This is a genomic window from Stenotrophomonas sp. YJH_SMC_127 (assembly GCF_059372445.1).
This window is the reverse complement of record NZ_JCAFVO010000008.1, coordinates 1-18,806: the sequence shown is the minus strand read 5'-3', so window position 1 is coordinate 18,806 and position 18,806 is coordinate 1. Positions and strand designations below refer to the sequence as shown.

The 18,806-nt window shown below is 66.9% G+C and carries 22 protein-coding genes and 2 pseudogenes; 14 read left to right on the top strand and 10 right to left on the bottom strand.

What is annotated here, in order from left to right; all coding sequences use genetic code 11:
• Positions 1 to 58 precede the first annotated feature (58 nt).
• Positions 59 to 826, bottom strand: coding sequence for a helix-turn-helix domain-containing protein (locus tag AC5QAB_RS16570; protein ID WP_197561739.1), 768 nt, complete (start codon positions 824 to 826; stop codon positions 59 to 61).
• Positions 827 to 949: 123 nt separating this feature from the next.
• Entirely contained in the window at positions 950 to 1,525 is a 576-nt protein-coding gene (locus tag AC5QAB_RS16565; protein ID WP_005411880.1) for an OmpO family porin, read from the bottom strand.
• Between the two features lie 161 nt (positions 1,526 to 1,686).
• Here AC5QAB_RS16565 and AC5QAB_RS16560 point away from each other — a divergent pair, with 161 nt between their 5' ends.
• The 4 genes from AC5QAB_RS16560 to AC5QAB_RS16545 all read left to right on the top strand — a co-directional run bounded on the left by AC5QAB_RS16560 (position 1,687) and on the right by AC5QAB_RS16545 (position 4,559).
• Positions 1,687 to 2,691 (top strand): DUF2268 domain-containing putative Zn-dependent protease, encoded by a 1,005-nt coding sequence (locus AC5QAB_RS16560; protein WP_495233501.1) that lies wholly within the window; start codon positions 1,687 to 1,689, stop codon positions 2,689 to 2,691.
• Between the two features lie 211 nt (positions 2,692 to 2,902).
• Positions 2,903 to 3,175 (top strand): hypothetical protein, encoded by a 273-nt coding sequence (locus tag AC5QAB_RS16555; protein WP_010487149.1) that lies wholly within the window; start codon positions 2,903 to 2,905, stop codon positions 3,173 to 3,175.
• A 167-nt stretch (positions 3,176 to 3,342) separates the two neighbouring features.
• Positions 3,343 to 4,029 carry a L,D-transpeptidase gene (locus tag AC5QAB_RS16550; RefSeq protein ID WP_014645514.1) on the top strand — a complete coding sequence of 229 codons (687 nt, stop codon included), beginning with the start codon at positions 3,343 to 3,345 and terminating at the stop codon, positions 4,027 to 4,029.
• A gap of 197 nt (positions 4,030 to 4,226) precedes the next feature.
• Positions 4,227 to 4,559 carry a hypothetical protein gene (locus AC5QAB_RS16545; protein WP_227864434.1) on the top strand — a complete coding sequence of 111 codons (333 nt, stop codon included), beginning with the start codon at positions 4,227 to 4,229 and terminating at the stop codon, positions 4,557 to 4,559.
• A gap of 28 nt (positions 4,560 to 4,587) precedes the next feature.
• Here AC5QAB_RS16545 and arsH read toward each other — a convergent pair whose 3' ends face one another.
• Entirely contained in the window at positions 4,588 to 5,316 is a 729-nt protein-coding gene (gene arsH / locus AC5QAB_RS16540) for an arsenical resistance protein ArsH (protein WP_049441739.1), read from the bottom strand.
• Between the two features lie 17 nt (positions 5,317 to 5,333).
• Between arsH and AC5QAB_RS16535 the strand changes: the two genes are divergently transcribed.
• From AC5QAB_RS16535 to AC5QAB_RS16515, 5 genes and pseudogenes are all read left to right on the top strand, one after another.
• Positions 5,334 to 5,663: a metalloregulator ArsR/SmtB family transcription factor gene (locus AC5QAB_RS16535; protein ID WP_197561740.1), complete on the top strand. Its 330-nt coding sequence runs from the start codon at positions 5,334 to 5,336 to the stop codon at positions 5,661 to 5,663.
• A gap of 1 nt (position 5,664) precedes the next feature.
• Positions 5,665 to 6,084: pseudogene (gene arsN2, locus AC5QAB_RS16530) on the top strand (arsenic resistance N-acetyltransferase ArsN2); the annotation flags it as partial.
• A gap of 36 nt (positions 6,085 to 6,120) precedes the next feature.
• Positions 6,121 to 6,624, top strand: coding sequence for an arsenate reductase/protein-tyrosine-phosphatase family protein (locus AC5QAB_RS16525; RefSeq protein ID WP_164077213.1), 504 nt, complete (start codon positions 6,121 to 6,123; stop codon positions 6,622 to 6,624).
• Between the two features lie 13 nt (positions 6,625 to 6,637).
• Positions 6,638 to 7,669, top strand: coding sequence for an ACR3 family arsenite efflux transporter (gene arsB, locus AC5QAB_RS16520; RefSeq protein WP_164109105.1), 1,032 nt, complete (start codon positions 6,638 to 6,640; stop codon positions 7,667 to 7,669).
• 487 nt (positions 7,670 to 8,156) lie between these two features.
• The gene (locus tag AC5QAB_RS16515) at positions 8,157 to 8,531 is read left to right on the top strand and encodes a hypothetical protein (RefSeq protein WP_075076523.1); all 375 of its coding nucleotides are present in this window, start codon (positions 8,157 to 8,159) and stop codon (positions 8,529 to 8,531) included.
• 60 nt (positions 8,532 to 8,591) lie between these two features.
• Here AC5QAB_RS16515 and AC5QAB_RS16510 read toward each other — a convergent pair whose 3' ends face one another.
• Complete coding sequence (locus AC5QAB_RS16510) at positions 8,592 to 9,257, bottom strand: Ivy family c-type lysozyme inhibitor (protein ID WP_134966103.1); 666 nt, start codon at positions 9,255 to 9,257, stop codon at positions 8,592 to 8,594.
• Positions 9,258 to 9,392: 135 nt separating this feature from the next.
• On the opposite strand from AC5QAB_RS16510, the pseudogene AC5QAB_RS16505 reads away from it, so the two are divergent.
• Positions 9,393 to 9,848: pseudogene (locus AC5QAB_RS16505) on the top strand (YybH family protein).
• Between the two features lie 124 nt (positions 9,849 to 9,972).
• On the opposite strand, the gene AC5QAB_RS16500 reads toward AC5QAB_RS16505, so the two are convergent.
• The 5 genes from AC5QAB_RS16500 to AC5QAB_RS16480 form a co-directional block, all read right to left on the bottom strand.
• A complete protein-coding gene (locus AC5QAB_RS16500; RefSeq protein ID WP_005420929.1) occupies positions 9,973 to 10,998 on the bottom strand; it encodes an NAD(P)H-dependent glycerol-3-phosphate dehydrogenase in 1,026 nt (341 codons plus the stop codon).
• Between the two features lie 20 nt (positions 10,999 to 11,018).
• Positions 11,019 to 11,537: a protein-export chaperone SecB gene (gene secB, locus AC5QAB_RS16495; protein WP_005407596.1), complete on the bottom strand. Its 519-nt coding sequence runs from the start codon at positions 11,535 to 11,537 to the stop codon at positions 11,019 to 11,021.
• 99 nt (positions 11,538 to 11,636) lie between these two features.
• Positions 11,637 to 12,074, bottom strand: a complete 438-nt coding sequence (locus AC5QAB_RS16490; RefSeq protein ID WP_014645505.1) for a rhodanese-like domain-containing protein — start codon at positions 12,072 to 12,074, stop codon at positions 11,637 to 11,639.
• A 57-nt stretch (positions 12,075 to 12,131) separates the two neighbouring features.
• Positions 12,132 to 12,557, bottom strand: a complete 426-nt coding sequence (locus tag AC5QAB_RS16485) for a hypothetical protein (protein WP_014035526.1) — start codon at positions 12,555 to 12,557, stop codon at positions 12,132 to 12,134.
• Positions 12,558 to 12,589: 32 nt separating this feature from the next.
• On the bottom strand, positions 12,590 to 13,057 hold the full coding sequence (locus AC5QAB_RS16480) for a YiiD C-terminal domain-containing protein (RefSeq protein WP_005407593.1): 468 nt from the start codon (positions 13,055 to 13,057) through the stop codon (positions 12,590 to 12,592).
• Between the two features lie 35 nt (positions 13,058 to 13,092).
• On the opposite strand from AC5QAB_RS16480, the gene AC5QAB_RS16475 reads away from it, so the two are divergent.
• From AC5QAB_RS16475 to AC5QAB_RS16465, 3 genes are all read left to right on the top strand, one after another.
• Positions 13,093 to 13,902, top strand: a complete 810-nt coding sequence (locus AC5QAB_RS16475; protein WP_197561743.1) for a uroporphyrinogen-III synthase — start codon at positions 13,093 to 13,095, stop codon at positions 13,900 to 13,902.
• A 104-nt stretch (positions 13,903 to 14,006) separates the two neighbouring features.
• Positions 14,007 to 14,984 (top strand): uroporphyrinogen-III C-methyltransferase, encoded by a 978-nt coding sequence (locus AC5QAB_RS16470; protein ID WP_032959352.1) that lies wholly within the window; start codon positions 14,007 to 14,009, stop codon positions 14,982 to 14,984.
• Positions 14,985 to 14,990: 6 nt separating this feature from the next.
• The gene (locus AC5QAB_RS16465; RefSeq protein ID WP_164109097.1) at positions 14,991 to 16,286 is read left to right on the top strand and encodes a heme biosynthesis HemY N-terminal domain-containing protein; all 1,296 of its coding nucleotides are present in this window, start codon (positions 14,991 to 14,993) and stop codon (positions 16,284 to 16,286) included.
• A 227-nt stretch (positions 16,287 to 16,513) separates the two neighbouring features.
• Here AC5QAB_RS16465 and AC5QAB_RS16460 read toward each other — a convergent pair whose 3' ends face one another.
• A complete protein-coding gene (locus AC5QAB_RS16460; protein ID WP_087786464.1) occupies positions 16,514 to 17,809 on the bottom strand; it encodes an acetyl-CoA C-acetyltransferase in 1,296 nt (431 codons plus the stop codon).
• A 93-nt stretch (positions 17,810 to 17,902) separates the two neighbouring features.
• On the opposite strand from AC5QAB_RS16460, the gene AC5QAB_RS16455 reads away from it, so the two are divergent.
• The gene (locus tag AC5QAB_RS16455) at positions 17,903 to 18,790 is read left to right on the top strand and encodes a hypothetical protein (RefSeq protein WP_241884612.1); all 888 of its coding nucleotides are present in this window, start codon (positions 17,903 to 17,905) and stop codon (positions 18,788 to 18,790) included.
• Positions 18,791 to 18,806: the final 16 nt, after the last annotated feature.

Genomic DNA, 18,806 nt, shown 5'->3' with positions numbered 1-18,806 from the left:
CGTGATTGGAACCCCAGCTTCGGTCAGCGCGGCACGGCGGTCTTGAACAAAACGGCCATCATTGTCCCCACTCCAGGCGCAGCTCGCTGGCGGTCATGCCAGCCAGCTCGCGCGCCTCGCGGCTGAGATGGGCCTGGTCGGCATAGCCGGCATCAGCGGCCAGCATCGCCAACGAATGCTGTGGCAGCGCGCGACTCTGGCGCAGGAAACGTTGCAGCCGCAGGATCCGCTCCAGCGTCTTGGCGCCGTAGCCGAACTGCGACTGGCTGAAACGCCGCAGGCTGCGCGGGCTCAGGCCCAACTGCGCCGCCAGCGTATCCAGCGTGGCATTACCCGCGGCGAGCGCCTGAAACAGGACATGGGCGCGCTGCGCCGGCGTATCGAGCGCGGCCGCACCCATGTGCTGTTGCAGGCAATGCGCCATCCGCTGCAGGCGCTGCACAGGCGCGGTGTCGCCGATGGAGGCCGCCGCCTTGTTCGCCCACGCGCCCTTCAGATCAGCCAGTGGCACGGCCTGGCCGATGATCCCGGCCAACGGCAGGCCCAGCGCGGCCAATGCCTGGCCGGGGCGGAAGCGTGCGCCCAGCACCTGCGCACCGGGTGCCAGCGCCGGGTGCGCGGCCACACGGTCCGGGCCGACGACGAACAGCGCACCGTCGCGCCAGAGGATATCCACGCAGCCATCGGGCAATACGCTGATGTGCCCATCGGCATCGGCAGGAAGCTGGCTCTGCCACAGCTGGCCAAAGTGGCCGCGCAGCGGCGCAGGCGTCAGATGTTCCTGGTAGGTCGTGCCGGTGCCTGCAAGAGAGGAAGGGTCGCCCATGCCGCATTGTGGCGCCACGGGGCCCATAAAAGTGAAGCCCGGCGCGAGGCCGGGCTTCGGTTGGCGTGTGGGAGAGAGAGAGAGTCACACGCCAGCACAACACGCACTAACGACAGGCGTTTGTTACCAGGTGAAGCGCGGGCCCACGAACCACTCGCGGTCGCCGGCCTTGGCCAGCTTCACTTCGCCACTCAGGCCCCAGTTCTGGTTGAACTTGGCGGTGGCGCCGACGCGGCCGTAGAACTCGCCGTCCGGGTTGATGCCGTGCTTCTTGGTGTAGTCCTCGTAGCCGGCCATCACGTAGCCTTCCACGTACGGGTTGAACGCGGTGCGCACGCCGACTTCGGTCGAGTAGCCGTTGAAGTCCAGGCCATGCTTCATGTCGAACTTCTGGTACGCAACGCGAGCCACCAGGTCGGTGTTCGGTGCGATGCCGTAGTTGTAGCCGGCGCCGATGCGCCACTGGTCGACGTCATTCTTGAACTTGTCGGTCTCCTGCGCGCTGTAGTCGCCGAAGATGTGGAAGTTCGGGTGCACCGCCACGGAACCCTTCACCTTCCAGCCATCGGCGTCGCCGCCCTTGGCATCGGTGTTCACGTAGCCGCCTTCAACGTAGTTGTACGACAGGCCGTCGGTTGCCGATGCGGCGAACGGCAGGGCAGCCAGGAGACCCAGGGCGAGCAGCGAATTCTTGTTCATCGGGACACACCTTTAATTATTTTGGTTTCGTCGGCCGCCTCCCGGGAGGGGGAGAGAGAGGAGGCGGTCGACAGGTGTGAATTATCCGTTAGGGGGTCTAATCAACCCTGAATATTGAACTGACTGGTGTATAAATAAGGCTGGCGTTCAGGGAACTCCACATGCCGCACGCGTCCGTCGCATCACTGCTGTTTCCGCCCCATACGCGCCGCGCGGTGCGGGTGCTGCTGCTCGTCGCCCTGCCGATGATGCAGCTGCCAGCCAACGCGGCCGAGCGCGCCCAACCTTCTGCACGCATCGTGGTACAGACAGACGATGTCACGCGTTTCTTCAGCGTGCTGGATGCCACTGGAGGAAAACCAAGTGCCGAAGACCTGCAGCGCGGCTATCTGGACATCGGCACGGAGGCGTTGCGCAGCTTCACCGGCAGCCGCATCGGTTCAATGGAGCGTTTGGCCAGGGCCATCCAGGACAAGCCGGCGTTGTTCGCCAGGGCGCGGACCTGTGCAGCGGCATTGCCGGCGATCCGCGCGCGGGTTGCCGACGCACTCGATCGGTTGGGCACGCTGCTCCCCACTGCACGTTTTCCTCCGGTCACCGTGCTGGTCGGGCGGGGTAACAGCGGCGGCGTCACCACCGAAGATGGTGTGGTGATCGGACTGGAAGCACTGTGCAACGCCGACTGGATGCAGCCTGACGTCGGCGATCGTTTCGTGCACCTGATCGCCCATGAGTACGTGCACGTGCAACAGCCCGGTGCGAGCGTCGATGTCGCGCAGCCCACCCTGCTCTATCAGACGTTGCTTGAAGGCGGCGCCGAGTACGTGGGTGAACTGATCTCGGGGCAACCGGCCAACGCGCATCTGCGTCGCTGGGCCCAGGGCCGCGAATGTGCGCTGGAGCGCGCGTTCGTACAGGACAGCGGGGGCACCGATCTTTCGAAGTGGCTGTACGACGGCCCCGGCGATGAAGCACGACGTGGAGATCTCGGATACTGGGTCGGCTACCGCATCGCGCGCAGCTATGTTTCCCGCGCGCCAGACAGGACCAGGGCCATCGCCACGCTGCTGGATGTGCGGCCCGACACCGCCGCGACCGTGTTCGAGGCGAGTGGATGGACGCCTGCCTGCACTGCTGCCAAAGGCGTGGAAACGCACGTGCTGTGAGAGCCGCTTCATACTGATGAATTGGCGACCTTGAACAGGCACAAGGCACGCCGCCGACGTAGATCAGCTCGCCTGATCCCGCTTGTTAATGTTGGGTCAGGGGCCGGCTTCACAGTGCTTCCACGTATTCAAATTCCAGCTGAAAGCGCTTGGTAGCGGCGGGAACAAACGCCGCTATATTCCAGCTTCCCCAGACGAAGGAGGGAGTGCAATGAACCTGAACCCGCAACACATGAAGACGGCCCGCGCACTTGCTGTGGCTCTCATCGCCACCGTAAGCCTTGGCGCCTGCGCGTCATACAAGAACGAGTTTGCAACCATCAACTCGCGTCTCGATCAGCTCGACGTCAAGGTGCAGGGCGCTGCGCAGAGCGCGGAGTCCGCCAACCAGTCCGCACAGCAGGCCAATCAGCGCCTGGACCAGATCGAAGGTCGCGTGCAGCAGCTTGAAAGGGCACCTGCCGGCCGCAAGCCGCGCGGGTAATCGCTCCCTCACCGTTTTGAATTGATCCACCTCTGTATCGGGTGCATCGGGACCCAGTGGCCTTCACCGGCCACTGGCATCCTTCCACCCACGATTGCATTGCAAGGAGCCGTCCCATTCGTACTTCCCCCTCCCCTGCACGCCGCGCCCTCCATGCCGCCCTGGCCATGGCACTGGCCGTTGCGTGCAGCGGCGTAGCCAACGCCAGGGACAAGGACGCACCTGCACCATCGGTCGCCGCCGTTGATGAACTTCCGCCCGACCAGAGCGTGTCCGAGACAGTGATCGAACTGGCCGGCTGGGTGGTCGCCAGCAAGGACAACCAGGGCTATCCGTTTGCGGTCATGGACAAGGCGGCGGCGCAGGTTCTGGTCTTCGGCGGTGACGGCAAGCTGCGCGGCGCCGCACCGGCGCTGTTTGGGTCGGCGATCGGCGACCATTCCGCACCGGGCGTCGCCAAGCTCGCACTGAGCGCGATTCCCGGCCACGACCGCACCACGCCTGCCGGCCGCTTCATTGGCGGTTACGGCCCGTCCGACGATGCCGGACGCGTGCTGTGGGTGGACTACGATTCCGCCGTGTCGATGCACCCGCTGCCGCCGGGCAGCCCGAAGGAAAAGCGCGCCGAGCGGTTGGCATCGCCCTCGCCGGACGACAACCGCGTCACCCACGGCTGCATCAATGTCTCGCCCGCGTTCTACGAGCAGATCGTGCAGTCCACGTTCGAGAAGGGCGGTGTGTTCTACATCCTGCCGGACAAGGATTCGATCGCGAAGACGTTCCCGGAGTTCGCGCAGAGCCGTGCCGTCACAGATGGCAACCAAAAGAAGACCGCACAGCACGCTGGCGAGTAGTGCGTTTGTGCGTCCGCCCTGGGCGTTGTGGGCACATGCCCGGGCCATGCCCGCCCGCCGGGCGGCTGCGATGCACAGTCTGCTCATGGAGAGTCGCCTGCGTGTGAGGCGTGGTGCCCCCGAGGCCCGGCACGCTGGCATACTGCGCCCGTAGACGATCCTGCGAGGCAATGTCTGCCTCGTCCATGAGGCCGCCGGTGGACCCACTCTTCCAGTTTCTGCTGAGCACGATGGGAGGCGTATTCGTCTTCCTGTTCTTCGTGGCGCGCGACTACCTGCGTGGATTGGGGTGGCTGCTCGGTTCCTGGGATCCGAACATGGGGCACGCGACCGAAGATGCGCTCATTTCGAAGGCCAATCGCAGCGCCTTGCTGATTGCGGCGGTGCTTCTGGCGTGGGCCTTCATGGGCCCTTCTCCCTACCGCCGCAACTGGGAAATCGAAGTAATGGGCATCGGCACCGGCATGTTGCTGGCCTATGTGGTGATCATCCGCCTTGCAGCTTCAAGGGTGAAGAGGCTGCTTGGGTGAGCGTGCCTCACATCGGCACCAATGAGGATCAGGAAGCCGTAGCCTCTGCAGCCCGCGCCAATGCCGCGGCGTGCGCGTCGCCCTTCCGCTCGCTGTAACGGTCTACCAGGTAGTCCGACCGGCCCCGCGTCAGCAGCGTGAACTTCACCAGCTCTTCCATCACATCCACCACCCGATCGTAGTACGGCGAGGGCTTCATCCGGCCGTCGTCATCGAATTCCTGCCAGGCCTTGGCCACCGACGACTGGTTGGGGATGGTCAGCATGCGCATCCAACGACCAAGCACGCGCAACGCGTTGACCGTGTTGAACGACTGCGAGCCGCCGCTCACCTGCATCACCGCCAGCGTCCTGCCCTGCGTGGGCCGCACGCTGCCATCTTCCAGCGGCAACCAGTCGATCTGGTTCTTGAACACGCCGGTGACCGTGCCATGCCGCTCGGGGCTGACCCATACCTGGCCTTCCGACCACTGCGACCATTCGCGCAGTCGCTGCACTTCAGGGTGGTGCGGGTCCACGCTGTCCAGCATCGGCAGCGCATGCGGGTCGAACACCCGGGTTTCGCACCCCAGATGGCGCAGCAGTCGCTCGGCTTCCAGCGCCAGCTTGCGGCTGAACGACTGGGGCCGCAGCGAGCCGTAGAGCAGGAGGATGCGCGGCGGCCCCAGATCCGCCGCGGCGAGCTGGTGATGATTGGGCTGGGGCAATGACGATTCCACCAGGTTGGGCAGGTCCAGGCTTGTGATTGGCTCATTCATTCGATTATTCTAGAAATATGGAAACATCGAATGCAATCTCCGCCCTGACCGCCCTCGGTCATGCCACCCGCCTGGCTGCCTTCCGCCTGCTGGTGGAGGCCGGCCCGGCAGGCCGCATGGCGGGCGACATCGCTACGGCCCTGCAGGTGCCCCCAGCCACGCTCAGCTTCCACCTGAAGGAGCTGGTGCAGGCCGGGCTGGTGGAGAGCGAGAACCAGGGCCGCAACGTCTGCTATCGGGCCAACTTCGATGCCATGAACGGCTTGATCGAGTACCTCACGCACAACTGTTGCGCGGGCTCCCCGGATGCGCGGTGCGCGGTGAGCGAACCGGCATGCAGGTGCTGAGATGAAACCCGACCCGGTGATTCGTGCAGGCACGCGCGACGACGTGTGCTCCATCCGCGACCTTCTGCAGCAGGCGCAGCTGCCCGTGGCCGATCTGGAAAGCAGCGAGGTGGCGTTTCTCGTCGCAGACCTCGACGGCGTTCCCGTGGGTGCCGTTGGATTGCAGATCTTCGGCGCGTCGGCCCTGCTTCGCTCCCTGGTGGTGTCCGATGACCGACGCAATACCGGCCTTGGGCGCGCGTTGCTGTCAGCGGCCGAGGACATGGCCCGCCGCATGCAGGTCTGGGAACTGGTGCTGCTGACAACGTCGGCAGGCCCGTGGTTCGCGCGGCACGGCTATGCCGGATGCGATCGCGCGCAGATAGCCGAGGCGATCCGCAGCTCTGCCGAGTTCACTTGTCTCTGCCCGGCCAGCGCGCTTTGCATGTCCAAGCCACTCACTGACCACGGAAGCCCCATGACCCGCAATGTCCTGTTCCTCTGTACCGGCAACAGCGCCCGCAGCGTGCTTGCCGAAGCCACCCTGCGCGCCTGGGGCGGCGATCGCTTCAGGGCATTCAGTGCGGGCAGCCAGCCCACCGGCCAGGTCAATCCGTTCGCGCTGGCACAACTGCATGCCGAAGGAATGCCCGTTGAAGGGCTGCGCAGCAAATCATGGGACGAGTTCGTGGATGCAGCGCCCATGGACCTGGTCATCACCGTGTGTGATGCGGCCGCTGCCGAAGCTTGCCCAGTGGTGTTCGGTGACTTCATCCGCAGCCATTGGGGCCTGCCCGATCCGGCCGCCGTGGCAGGCAGCGATGCCGACAAGGCCGCAGCCTTCGCGCTGGCCCATGCCATCGTGAAAACCCGCCTGCGTGCGCTGCTCGCACTGCCCGAATCGGTGTGGTCCGAACGCGAAGCGCTGCAGCACGCGCTGGACCGGATCGGCCAGCTGTTGCCGACCGACGGCGCGCAGTGACGGTGCCACTGCCATGAGTCTGTTCGAGCGACACCTGACGCTGTGGGTTGTGCTGTGCATTGCGATGGGCACGCTGCTGGGCCACGTCCTGCCCGGTGCCTTCGCGGTGCTGGCGTCCGCCGAAGTGGCCAAGGTCAATCTGCCGGTTGCGGTGCTGATCTGGCTGATGATCATCCCGATGCTGCTGAAGGTCGACTTCCGCGCGATGCGCCAGTTGCAGCAACACTGGAAGGGCATCGGGGTAACACTGTTCATCAACTGGGCCGTGAAGCCGTTCTCGATGGCGCTGCTGGGCTGGCTGTTCCTGCGCCATGCCTTCGCCGACTGGTTGCCCGCAGCACAGATCGACAGCCACATCGCCGGGCTGATCCTGCTGGCAGCCGCACCCTGCACCGCCATGGTGTTCGTGTGGAGCAACCTGTGCCGCGGTGATGCCAACTTCACCCTGAGCCAGGTGGCGTTGAACGACGCGATCATGGTGGTTGCCTACGCGCCGGTGGTTGCACTGCTGCTCGGCCTGTCAGCGATCACCGTACCGTGGGATACGCTGTTGCTGTCCGTTGGTCTCTACATCGTGGTGCCGGTGCTGGCTGCTGCACTGCTGCGGCACTGGATCCTTTTGCGCAGCGGCGAGGCGGGCCTGCAACTCACGCTTCGAAGGTTGGGGCCGCTGTCCCTGTCCGCGCTGCTGCTGACGCTGGTGGTGCTGTTCGGGTTCCAGGGCCAGCAGATCGTGAAGCAACCGCTGGTAATCGCGCTGATTGCCGTGCCGATCCTGATCCAGGTCTATTTCACCTCGGGCCTGGCCTACCTGCTCAACCGTCGGCTGGGCGTGGCACATTGCGTGGCCGGCCCGTCAGCGCTTATTGGTGCCAGCAACTTCTTCGAACTGGCGGTGGCGACTGCGGTGGGACTGTTCGGCGTGCATTCCGGGGCGGCGCTGGCGACGGTGGTGGGCGTGCTAATCGAGGTGCCGGTCATGCTGTCCGTGGTGCGGATCGTCAACCGTACTCAGGCCTGGTACGAAAGACCCCAAGAGCGCTGACAACCAGAGTGGGGCGAGTTCGATTTACGTTCTTCGCTCCGCACTGTCGTCATCGGCTTGGTGGGGTACCCATATCCCTGTCATCAAGTTCGAACCATGTCGCATATTCCCCACGCTGCCACGGACGTTGCGGCACCTGCGTCCGCGACGGCTTAACAGCATGCAAGAATGCTGAAAGCGTCTTCGATCAAACGCTGTTTGCAACTCGTCTGATTGGCGTTGCGCAGCGACAGCGTTACAGATGGCGGGCCACCGGAAAATCGGTGGCCGGGCCTCGAAAACCCGTTAGATCACGAACGTTGTTTGCGCTTGCCAGCCGGCGTCACCCCGCGTGGCGCCGGCTGGCATTCCGTCTGCCGGCTATGGCGGGCGGAGCGTGGAGGCCTTGCGCCTGCCGGTCTTGTTCGTGATCTCCCGGTTTTCGAGCCACGTCTCCGCCCGCCACCTTTGTGTGGCGGCTACCGTCTGTCCTGCACGGAGCACTGCCATGACCACACCGGACTTCCCTCGCCTGCATCCGCATCGCTCATCCGCCACTGGCGGTGGGCCGCCAGAGCACGCGGCTGCGACCGATCCGAACGCCTTCATCGCCACGCTTCGCCGCATCGGCAAAGGCGCGGCCGCCGACGGCCAGCCCTGGCCGGAGCGTCACCAGATGCCGGGCCGCTGCATGGCGCTGGCCGATGCGGACTGTGCGTTGGCAAGCCAGCGCGTGACGCTGGAACTGCTGCTGGCGGCCGAACGCGTACGCCAGAACGGCGCGGAGGCCGAGTACGTGGGCGACCGGGTGATGGAAGGGCTGATCATGGCGTGCCTGGCCATGAACGCACAGGCCAGCGCGCGTATGCGGCCGGAAGGGTGACGCGGGCGACAACGCCCGCGATTCCGCCGGGTATGATTCGGCGCTGCGGAGCGCGCCACATCACTCGCAGAGTGCGCTGTCTTCCTTCAACGCGGCATCCTGCAGTGGCTGGCGCTGTTCGATCTGCGCACGTTGTTCCGCCGTCGGCTCGCCCAGCCACCAGACACGGCAGCGCGCGGTAAGACGGCCGACCATCTTCGACTGGTCGGCCGAATACAGCATCGTCAATGCGGTGCCGGGGCAGTCGTGGGCCTGGCAGGCGGTATAGAACCACCACGGCTCGCCCTGCAGCACCAGCAGCTCACCAGGACCGCTGGGCCCGCTCAACAGGCGTTCGCGCAGCGATGGAATCTCCCTGTCAGCGGATTCGGCTGCGGCTGTGTCCTTCATCAGGGCGTTGAACGCGGCCAGCACCTTCGGGTCCTTGCGGCCGCAGTCGTCCACGGTATTGCCGCCCACCAGGGTGAAGAAATGCGTCGCCAGCGGGTTGTCCGCGCAGGTGAGTTCGCCGCCGGCACTCGGGTCTTCCGGTTCGCCTTCGTTGTCCCACACCGAGGGATCCACGCCATCTTCGATGGATGGCGCCTTCTCGACCACCGTTGCCGTGGCCGCAGGTGCTTCTGTGGCCGGTGCTGGTGCGGCTGGTGCTGCATCGGGTGCCGGTGCCTGCCCGCAGGCGGCCAGCAATGCGACCGTCAGTGCCATCCCTGTGATTCGAATCTTCATTCCCCGTCCTTGTCTGATCTGCGCTGCATCCACCAAATCGGCGGCCGCGTGATTCTAACCAGCACCGTGCCAGGATGCGTTCGTAGCTTCCCGTCATCGCCTGGAGCCGGACGCATGCGCCGTACACGACTCGCCATGATCTTCTGCAGTACGCTGCTGCTGGCATCGCCGGCAATTGCCCACGATGCAGAAAACGCGAAGCCTGCACGGCCTCTCCCGGGCGCAGCCCTGCCCGCACCGCTGGAGCGCGTACTACGCGATTAGGAGCGGGCGTGGCGCTCGGCTGATGCCAAGGCATTGGCTGCGCTGTTTGCCGAGGATGGTCTTGTACTGCAGAGCGACCAGCCGCCGGTGCGCGGGCGTACTGCGATCGAGGCCGCGTATGCCGGCCAGGGCGGCAGTCCGTTGCGGCTGCGGGCGTTGGCTCACTCGGTGGAGGGCAACACGGGCTACATCATTGGTGCGTATCGCTACGGCAGCAACGAGGGGGACACCGGCAAGTTCACGCTGACCCTGAAGCGCGTGGGCGACGGGCCGTGGTTGATCTTCTCGGACATGGACAACACCAGCGCGCCGCCACGGGCGCGGTGATTGCCGCCGTCGGGCGCCAACCAAGGTTGGCAGCTACCAGAAGCGGGTTCGGCAGTAGATCCACGCCATGCGTGGATGGCTCGCGCACATAAAAAACCCCGGCACGTGGCCGGGGTTTTTCGATTCACTTGAACAGCGTGTCCGGGTATTCCGGTTTCTGTTCCCGCGCGAGCAGTGCGCGCAGGCCTTCTTCCGGGGTCTGCTCGCCGTGCAGCACGGCACGCACGCCGTCGGAGATCGGCAGGTCGATGCCATGGCGGCGTGCCTGTCGCATCACTTCGTCGGCGGTCTGCACCGACTCGACCACCTGGCCGATTTCGCGCACGGCATCCTGCAGCGTCTGGCCACGGCCCAGGGCCAGGCCCAGGCGACGGTTGCGCGACAGATCGCCGGTGCAGGTCAGCACCAGATCGCCCAGGCCGGCCAGGCCCATCAGCGTTTCCGGCTTGGCGCCGATCGCCGCAGCCAGGCGCAGCATTTCATTGAGACCGCGGGTGATCAGGCCGGCACGGGCGTTGAGGCCCAGCTGCATGCCATCGGCCACGCCGGTGGCCACCGCCAGCACGTTCTTCATCGCACCGCCCAGCTCGGCACCGACCATGTCGTCGCCGGTGTAGGCGCGGAACGCCGGGCCATGCATCGCCTCGGCCACCGTCTGCGCGAACTCGGGCACGTCGCCGTGCACGGTGATCGCGGTGGGCAGGCCCTGGGTTACTTCCTTGGCGAACGATGGCCCGGTGACGACGGCCAGCGGCACGTCCTCGCCCAGCACTTCGCGCGCTACTTCATGCAGGAAACGGCCCGAACCGGGTTCGAAGCCCTTGGTGGCCCAGGCCACGCCGGCACCGGCCGGACGCAGCGGCGCCAGCGCACGCACGGTTTCACCGAAGGCATGCGACGGGGTCACCACCAGGATCCAGGCCGCGCCTTCCACCGCCGACGCCAGGTCGGTGGTGGCACGCAGGCTGTCCGGCAGCGGGATGCCCGGCAGGTAGCGCGGGTTCTCGTGGCGCTGGTCGATGGCCTCGACCACGGCAGCGTCGCGCCCCCACAGCACGGTCGGGTGACCGTGCCGTGCGAGCAGGCTGGCCAGCGCGGTTCCCCAGGAACCGGCGCCCAGCACGGCGATCTTGTCAGCGGGAGTGCTCATCCGTGACGTCGCGGCAGGAATCAGGCGTTGCCAGCCGGCTCGGAGTCAGCCAGCGACGGTGCGTCGCCCTGCTCCTGGCGCTGGCGCAGGGTTTCTGCGTACAGGCCTTCGAAGTTGATCGGCTGCAGGAAGAACGGCGGGAAGCCGCCGGCCTGGATCAGGTCGCTGATCAGCTGGCGCACGTACGGGAACAGGATGTTCGGGCACTGGGTGCCAAGCAGCACGTCGATCGACTGCGGGTCCAGGCCGACCAGGCCGAACACGCCTGCCTGCTTCACTTCGGCCACGTAGGCGGTGCGCTCACCGGCCTGGCAGGTCAGGGTCACGGCCAGCACGACTTCGAAGGCGTTCTCACCCAGGCGCTGCACCTGCTGGTTCAGGTTCAGCTGCAGCTCCGGCTGCACCTGGTCATTGAAGATGGTCGGGGCGTTCGGCGACTCGAAGGAGACGTCCTTGACGTAGATCTTCTCGACGGTGAAAGCGGGGCCGGTGGCGGCATCGACCGGCGCAGCAGCGCCGTTGGTGATCTCTTCGGACATTTCCAGTAACTCCAATGAATGCAATGAAAACGATGGTCGAATTACTGCGATGGGGGCGGGATCAGGCCCATACAAGGCCGGATCCGCCACCTGCGGCAATCAGTTGCGGCCCTTGACCAGCGGCAGCTCGGCCTGCTGCCAGGCGGGAATGCCGCCGTCGAGCACGTAGACCTTCTCGAAGCCGGCCTTCTTCAGCGCCTTGGCGGCGGTTTCCGAGGCATTGCCGCTGCGGCACACCAGCACCACCGGCGACTGCTTGGCGTTGGCCACCAGCTTGTGGTCCGGGCCGAAGGCACTGGCCTGGGCGTTGCGGCTGCCGGCAATGTGGCCCTTCTCGAAGTCACCGCTGGCCGACAGGTCGACCACCACCGTGCCGCCCGCGTTGATCAGCTGGGTCAGTTCGGCGGGCTTGATGCCCTTGAAGCCCCGGAATAGGCGGCGGATCTCGGTGACGATGATGGCCACGGTCAGGCCGACCAGGGCCGCGGACAGCATCGGGTTTCGGCCTGCAAAGGCCAGCAACTCTTCGTAATTCACTCAGGTCACGGGTCGATTAAGCGGGCGCCGATTGTCGCACAAGCCGGACGCGGCCCGTCACTGCCCCTTCCACAGGTCCGGCAGGCCGGCGGTCTGCCACCAGCGCTTGGCTTCCGGGTCCCAGCGCCAGCGCTCGACCACGACCACCGTGCGCTCGGCCTGGGTGTTCTGGTTGATCACCCCGATTTCGACCCGCCGCTCGACCAGTCCCCCGTCCAGTGAGGCACTGCTGCGCTCGCGGTAGGACGACACGCGCAGCTGCGCGTAACGGTTGAGCTCGAACTCGGTGGGCGGCTTTTCCTTGCGCAGCTTGGGGTCGAGGTAGCCGATGGCATCGTCCATGCTGCCCCAGCGGATGGTCGCCCCGTAGGCGATCTGGGTCTCTTCCAGCAGCTTGCGCTGCTTGCGGCTGAGGTCGTCGGCCGAGGCCACGGCACTGGCCAGCAGCAGGGAACAGATCAGGAACTGGATCAGGCGGCGCATCAGTGGTTTCCCCAGAACGTCAGCCTGCCATCCTACCCTTTGGCGAAGGCAACGAAGCGACCGCTGAATTCGGCGGCGGGCTTGCCATCGGCGCCGGGCTGGGTGGCGATGATGCTGATGCGGGCCTTGCGGCGTTGCCGGAAGGTGTTCAGGAAGGCGTCCCAGCCGGTGGCCTCGGCCGCTTCGGCGTGGGCGTGCAGGTCTTCGTAGACCGGGGCCAGGTAGCGCAGGTTGCTGTCGGCCACGTAGACCTCGGCATCGTGGCCGGCCAGGCGCAGGCGCAGGCTGACCAGCGCCCAGCCGGACAGGGTCAGCACCGAGGCCAGGCTGCCACCGAAGGCGTTGCCCTTGTCGTTGACGTTGGCGGCCAGCGGCGCGGTGATGCGCAGCACGCCATCGGCATAGCCGTCGAGCTGGATCTGCATGGCGCGCACCGCCGGCATGCAGTCCAGCACGTCCTGCAGGGCGGCCAACGAGGAAGTCAGGGCATCAACGGACATCGGAGCAGCGACCACGACAACGAAGGGCCCGCATAATGCAGGCAATGGCCGACCATACGATACCCACTGGCGCCACCCGTTCCGGCGCGCGCTGGACCCTGATCTCGCTGCGCCCGCAGGGCCAGAATGTGGCGCTGCGCCGCGCCGTTGCTGGGCTGGGCGGGCATGTCCTGGCCCTGGCGCCCTGGCGCCTGCAGCGCCTGCATGGCACGCCCGTGCTGCGCCAGCTGCAACGCGCGCTGAACTGTGATCGGGTGGTGTTCACCAGCCCGGCCGCCGTGACCGCGGCCGCCACCCTGCTGCCGCTGGCCGAGGCGCAGCGCAGCCCGTGGCTGACCGTCGGCGAAGGCACCGCGCGCGCATTGCGGGCACACGGCATCACCGAGGTGCACGCGCCGCAGCGGATGGACAGTGAAGGCCTGCTGGCGCTGCCGGTGCTGGCTGACGTACAGGGCCTGCGCATCGGCCTGGTGACCGCGCCCGGCGGGCGTGGCCTGATTGCCGCGCGGCTGCAGGCGGCCGGCGCCACAATCGAACGTGCCGACATCTACCAGCGTCGCCTGCTGCACCTGCCGCCCCGTGCGCTGGCTCGATTGGCGCATTCAGCGCAGCCGTGGATGCTGGCGGTGAGCAGTGGCGAAGCGCTGCAGCATTTCTGGCAGCAGCTTCCGCCGCCCTTGCAGCAGCGTCTGCAGGCGCACGCGACTGCCGTGGTGGCCAGTGATCGCCTCGGCGAACAGGCCCGGGCACTGGGCCTGCAGCATGTCGTGCGCGCGGCAGGCCCCACCAGCGCGCAGCTGGTGGCGGCAGCACACGCCACGCTCACCGTCCCGGCAGCGACCTGAACAGGGACGTGGGTCACGCTTGCCGCTGTCGTCGGCAACAGTGATGCTGTGCACAACGCGGCCTGCCGGCCCCCGACCGGCGACGTTGCCGACAAGGAAGCCCGATGAACGACACTCCGCCCGTTTCCCCGCCCCGTCGACCCGTGCGCTGGCTGCTGCCGCTGGCCGGTGTGGTCGTGCTCGGCGTGGGCGGCTATGCCGGCTGGTATGTCTGGCAACAGCAACAGAACGAACAGGCAGCGCAGGCACAGACCACGGCTGTCCAGCTGAAGGGCCTGGAGGCCACGCTGGATGCGCTGCGTCGTGACCAGCGCGCGACCAGCCAGCGCCTGCAGGACGCGGCCGCCACCAACCGCGTGCTGCGCGACGAGATGCTGGGCCTTTCCCAGCGCAGCGCATTGCTGGAAGAGAACCTGGCCAAGCTGGCCGACAGCGCCAACCAGGGCCGCCAGGCGGTACAGCGCGATGAGGCCGAACTGCTGCTGACCCAGGCCGCGCAGCGCCTGAACTACGCCGACGATGTGGAAGGCGCACGCAGGTTGTACGCCCAAGCCGCGACGGCACTGGCCGAACTGCCCGACAGTGATGGCCTGAACCTGCGCCAGGCGCTGGTGCAGGAGCGCGAGGCACTGGATGCGCTCGGCAGCGGCCCACGCGTGCAGTCGCTGCAGCGCTTGGATGCTGTGGGCAGGGCACTGCAGGGCCTGCCTTCGCAGATCACCGGCACGACCGGCAGCAGCACCGCCAAACCCTGGTGGCAGGCAGCTCTGGCGCCGTTCGTGGACATCACCCCGAGCCGCCAGAACGGCCCGCTGACCGCCGCCGAACAGCGCAATGCCGACGACGCGCTGCAGCTGGAACTGACATTGGCACGTGCGGCAATCGAGCGCGGCGACCGCGCGGGGCGCAATACCGCATTGGACCGCGTGGAGCACTGGGCACAGCGGCGCTGGCCGGATTCACCAGCCCTGCGCGCGCAACGTGCTGAACTGAAGGCCTTGCGCGAACTGCCGCTGCAGGCCAACGACGCTGTCCTTGGCAGCACCCTGCAACAACTGCGCACCCAGACCGACCGGAGGTAAGCCCGCATGAAACCCCTGCAATCCCTGGTCGTGCTGTTGCTGGCCGTGGCCATCGGCGTGGTCGCTGCGCAATGGCTCGGCGCCGATGACCTGAACCGCTTCGGCGAAGTGACCCTGCGCTACGGCGGCTACGACTACCACAGCAACCTGCCGAAGGTGGCGCTGCTGGCAGTGATCGCGGTGCTGGTGCTATGGCTGCTGTGGAGCCTGATCGCCGCACCGTTCCGCGCCTGGGGCCGCTACCGCCGCAAACAGGGCCGGGTGCGCCTGATCGACGGCCTGCAGGCCTATGAGCACGGCCAGTGGCAGCGTGCCGAGAAACTGCTGGACGGTGCCGCCAAGGACCCGGAGGTGAGCGCGGTGGCGCTGGCCAACGCCGTGCGCAGCGCGCAGGCACGTGCCGACGGCCCGGCTGGCGAGGCGCTGCTGCAGCGCCTGGGCGAAAGTGATGCCACCCTGCAGGCGCTGCTGCGCGCCGAACAGCTGCTGGCGCGCGATCTGCCGGTGGATGCGATCAACGCATTGGACGTAGCGGCGATCCAGCCGCTGCCGCCACGCGGCCTGTGGCTGCGCACCGAGGCACTGGCACAGGCCGGCCGCGCCCACGAGGCGTATGGCCAGCTGGGTGCACTGCGCCAAAGCAAGGTGCTGCCGGCCGAGGCCAGCAGTGAACTGGAAGCACGCCTGGCTGCACAGGCGCTGCTGGAAGCGGCCGACGTCAACGCACTGGCCGCGCAGTGGGAAGCCACGCCGAAGGCACTGCGACCGACTCCGGACGTGGTTGGCGCCTATGCCAGCCGCGCGGTGGCGCTGGACTGGGACGAGCCGGCGCTGCTGGCGCTGGAACAGGCGCTGGACCAGCGCTGGGATGACGAACTGGTGGCGCTGTATGGCCGTCTGCCGGCCGAGCGCTTGGCTACCCGCCAGGCCAACCTCGCACGTTGGCGCAACGTGCATGACGGCTCGGCCGCGTTGCGCCTGGCGCAGGGCCGCGTGGCCCTGGCCCAGCAGCAGTGGGAGGCCGCCGATGCGTTCCTGCACGAGGCCATCGCCGCGGGCGCCGGTGCGCAGGCGTGGGAAGCACTGGGTGAACTGTTCGCCCAGCGTGGCGAACACGCGCTGGCCGCGCAGTGCCTGGCCAATGCGCTGCGCCTGCAGCGCGGCGAGGACAGCGTGGCGCTGGTGCGCGGCGGCGAGACGCCACTGCGTGCCACGGTGGAAGAACAGCCGCTCGCGGTGCAGCCGCCGGTGTATGACGCCAACGAAGAGCGCGACGAATTCGGTAATCCGCGGTTGCCGTGACCGCTGCTGAAGTGGGCCGACCAACGGTCGGCACCCACAGGAGCAAAAAACGCCGCCCAATGGGCGGCGTTTTCATCTGCGGGACCCGGTAGTCGCCAACCCTGGTTGGCGCGTGGCCTCTTCCGAGCGATGCCGTTTCACGGCCGACCAAGGTCGGCATCTACCACAGCAGATCCAGCACGCATTTCTGGTAGTCGCCAACCTTGGTTGGCGCGCGGTCGCAGCGATCAGCGTTCGACGATCGCCACCACGCCCATGCCGCCGGCGGTGCAGATCGACACCAGCGCGCGACCACCGCCGCGTTCGGCCAGCTGCTTGGCGGCGGTGGCGATGACGCGGGCGCCGGTGGCGGCGAACGGATGACCGGTGGCCAGCGACGAACCCAGCAGGTTGATCTTGTCCGGGTCGATGCGGCCCAGCGGTGCGTCCAGCCCCAGGCGGTTGCGGCAGTAATCCTCGCTCTCCCACGCACGCAGGGTGCACAGCACCTGCGCGGCGAAGGCTTCGTGGATCTCGTAGATGTCGAAGTCCTGCAGGGTCAGGCCATTGCGCTTGAGCATCTCCGGCACTGCGATGGTCGGCGCCATCAGCAGGCCTTCGCCATGCACGAAGTCCACCGCAGAGACATGCGCGTCGCGCAGGTAGGCCTGCGGCTCATGGCCGTGCGCGCGCGCCCACTCTTCGCTGGCCAGCAGTACCGCAGCGGCACCGTCGGTCAGCGGGGTGGAATTGGCGGCGGTCAGCGTGCCGCGGCCGGAAACCTTGTCGAACGCCGGCTTCAGCGTGGCCAGCTTTTCCAGCGACGTATCCGGGCGCAGGATGTTGTCACGCTCGACGCCACGGAACGGTGCGATCAGGTCGTTGAAGAAGCCACGCTCATAGGCGGCGGCCAGCTTCTTGTGCGACGACACCGCCCACTCATCCTGCGAGTCGCGCGAGATGTTCCATTCCTTGGCCATGTCCTCGCAGTGGTCGCCCATGCTCTTGCCGGTGCGCGGCTCGGCCACGCCCGGGAACTCGGGCTTGAGCTCGGAGAACTTGAAGCCGGCGGTGAGGGCGCGGATCTTGTCGCCGGTGCTCTTGGCGCGGTTGGCCGCCAGCAGGCGTGCACGCAGCTTCTTGCCGTAGACGATCGGCACGTCGGAGGTGGTGTCCGAACCGCCACCGATGCCCGATTCGATCTGGCCCAGCGCGATCTTGTTGGCCACGGTGATGATGCTGTCCAGCGAAGTGCCGCAGGCGCGCTGCAGGGTGATGCCCGGGGTCAGCGGCGACAGGCCGGAGGACAGCGTGGCCTCACGGCCCAGGTTCCAGTCGCTGGAGTGCTTGATCACCGCACCCATCGCCACTTCGCCCAGCTGCTGGCCGTGCAGGCCGAAACGTTCGACCAGCGCGCCCAGCGTACGGACCGACATGCCGAGGTTGCCGACATCCGAATACGCGGTGTTCTGGCGGCAGAACGGAATGCGGACGCCACCGAGGATGGCGACGGGACGAGCGTTGGGCATGGAGATACCTGGCATGGATGAGGGTGTCTGCAACATGGCCTGCACGGCGGAGCAGGCATAATGGAGCCAAGTGTAGCTGCCGCCCTGTGATGGGCCAACCGTGGAACCATGAGCAAACCCGACCCCGCGATGAATGCCCTTGGCGTGCTGGCCCTGGAACTGGCCGGCGGTGAAATCCCCCGCCAGGCGGTGCTCAGCGCTGAACAGGCCGGTGAACTGGCCGAACGCGTCGGCCGTGACCTTTCCAAGCTGGTGCCGCAGGTGGCCGAGCTGGACCTGGTGTTCGCGGCCGCCCATTTCGACCCGGCCGAAGTACTGCGCCCGGGCTGGCCGATCCATCGCCGCCTGGAAGAACTGCAGATGCGTGCCCCGGGCCGCAACCAGGGCCCGCGCCTGCTGGCCTTCGGCACCGATGCCGCAGGCGATGTGCCGCTGCCGTTCCAGGCCGATGCGACCCTGGTGGGGGGCGGCCTGCGCGTGGTGCCGTTCCTGCTGACCGGCAGCGACGTGGCCACCACCAACGCGGTGGCCAATGCGCTGGAAGATACACTGCTGGCCAACGGCATGGCGCATGCCGACACCGCGTTGATGGCACAGAACAGCTTCGGTGCCCGCATCGAACACGCGCGCTATTTCACCGTGAACGACCTGGCCGCGATGATGTCGATGCAGTACGACAACCAGGGCCTGGCGGCGCTGTGGCCGCTGATCGAGACCGCGATCATGGCGCCGGGCGAAGACGAGTGGCTCAATGCCGCGCCCGAGCCACTGCTGCGCTATACCCATGGCGAGGCACGCATGGCGCTGTTCGATCCGGCGGGTTGGTGCGCGTACTACAACCACAGCAAGAACGATTGCGACCGCCTGCAGGGCATCTACGAGCAGTTCCTGATGCGCCAGCGGCAGATGGCCGCGGTGCTGGAAGCGCACGGCGTGCCGGTGCTGTTCGTGCACTGCGAGGCCGGCCAGGACGCGCGCGAGCTGCTGGCGCGCTGAAGACGGGTAGTGCCGG

Bases quoted from the DNA above. Each gene is read 5' to 3' on its own strand.
- arsH (WP_049441739.1), bottom strand. From the start codon at position 5,316: ATGAATGAGCCAATCACAAGCCTGGACCTGCCCAACCTGGTGGAATCG.
- AC5QAB_RS16570 (WP_197561739.1), bottom strand. From the start codon at position 826: ATGGGCGACCCTTCCTCTCTTGCAGGCACCGGCACGACCTACCAGGAA.
- AC5QAB_RS16465 (WP_164109097.1), top strand. From the start codon at position 14,991: ATGAAACCCCTGCAATCCCTGGTCGTGCTGTTGCTGGCCGTGGCCATC.
- AC5QAB_RS16565 (WP_005411880.1), bottom strand. From the start codon at position 1,525: ATGAACAAGAATTCGCTGCTCGCCCTGGGTCTCCTGGCTGCCCTGCCG.
- AC5QAB_RS16480 (WP_005407593.1), bottom strand. From the start codon at position 13,057: ATGTCCGTTGATGCCCTGACTTCCTCGTTGGCCGCCCTGCAGGACGTG.
- AC5QAB_RS16510 (WP_134966103.1), bottom strand. From the start codon at position 9,257: ATGAAGATTCGAATCACAGGGATGGCACTGACGGTCGCATTGCTGGCC.
- AC5QAB_RS16535 (WP_197561740.1), top strand. From the start codon at position 5,334: ATGGAAACATCGAATGCAATCTCCGCCCTGACCGCCCTCGGTCATGCC.
- AC5QAB_RS16555 (WP_010487149.1), top strand. From the start codon at position 2,903: ATGAACCTGAACCCGCAACACATGAAGACGGCCCGCGCACTTGCTGTG.
- AC5QAB_RS16560 (WP_495233501.1), top strand. From the start codon at position 1,687: ATGCCGCACGCGTCCGTCGCATCACTGCTGTTTCCGCCCCATACGCGC.
- AC5QAB_RS16485 (WP_014035526.1), bottom strand. From the start codon at position 12,557: ATGCGCCGCCTGATCCAGTTCCTGATCTGTTCCCTGCTGCTGGCCAGT.
- AC5QAB_RS16475 (WP_197561743.1), top strand. From the start codon at position 13,093: ATGCAGGCAATGGCCGACCATACGATACCCACTGGCGCCACCCGTTCC.
- secB (WP_005407596.1), bottom strand. From the start codon at position 11,537: ATGTCCGAAGAGATCACCAACGGCGCTGCTGCGCCGGTCGATGCCGCC.
- AC5QAB_RS16460 (WP_087786464.1), bottom strand. From the start codon at position 17,809: ATGCCAGGTATCTCCATGCCCAACGCTCGTCCCGTCGCCATCCTCGGT.
- AC5QAB_RS16470 (WP_032959352.1), top strand. From the start codon at position 14,007: ATGAACGACACTCCGCCCGTTTCCCCGCCCCGTCGACCCGTGCGCTGG.
- arsB (WP_164109105.1), top strand. From the start codon at position 6,638: ATGAGTCTGTTCGAGCGACACCTGACGCTGTGGGTTGTGCTGTGCATT.
- AC5QAB_RS16525 (WP_164077213.1), top strand. From the start codon at position 6,121: ATGACCCGCAATGTCCTGTTCCTCTGTACCGGCAACAGCGCCCGCAGC.
- AC5QAB_RS16500 (WP_005420929.1), bottom strand. From the start codon at position 10,998: ATGAGCACTCCCGCTGACAAGATCGCCGTGCTGGGCGCCGGTTCCTGG.
- AC5QAB_RS16515 (WP_075076523.1), top strand. From the start codon at position 8,157: ATGACCACACCGGACTTCCCTCGCCTGCATCCGCATCGCTCATCCGCC.
- AC5QAB_RS16550 (WP_014645514.1), top strand. From the start codon at position 3,343: ATGGCACTGGCCGTTGCGTGCAGCGGCGTAGCCAACGCCAGGGACAAG.
- AC5QAB_RS16455 (WP_241884612.1), top strand. From the start codon at position 17,903: ATGAGCAAACCCGACCCCGCGATGAATGCCCTTGGCGTGCTGGCCCTG.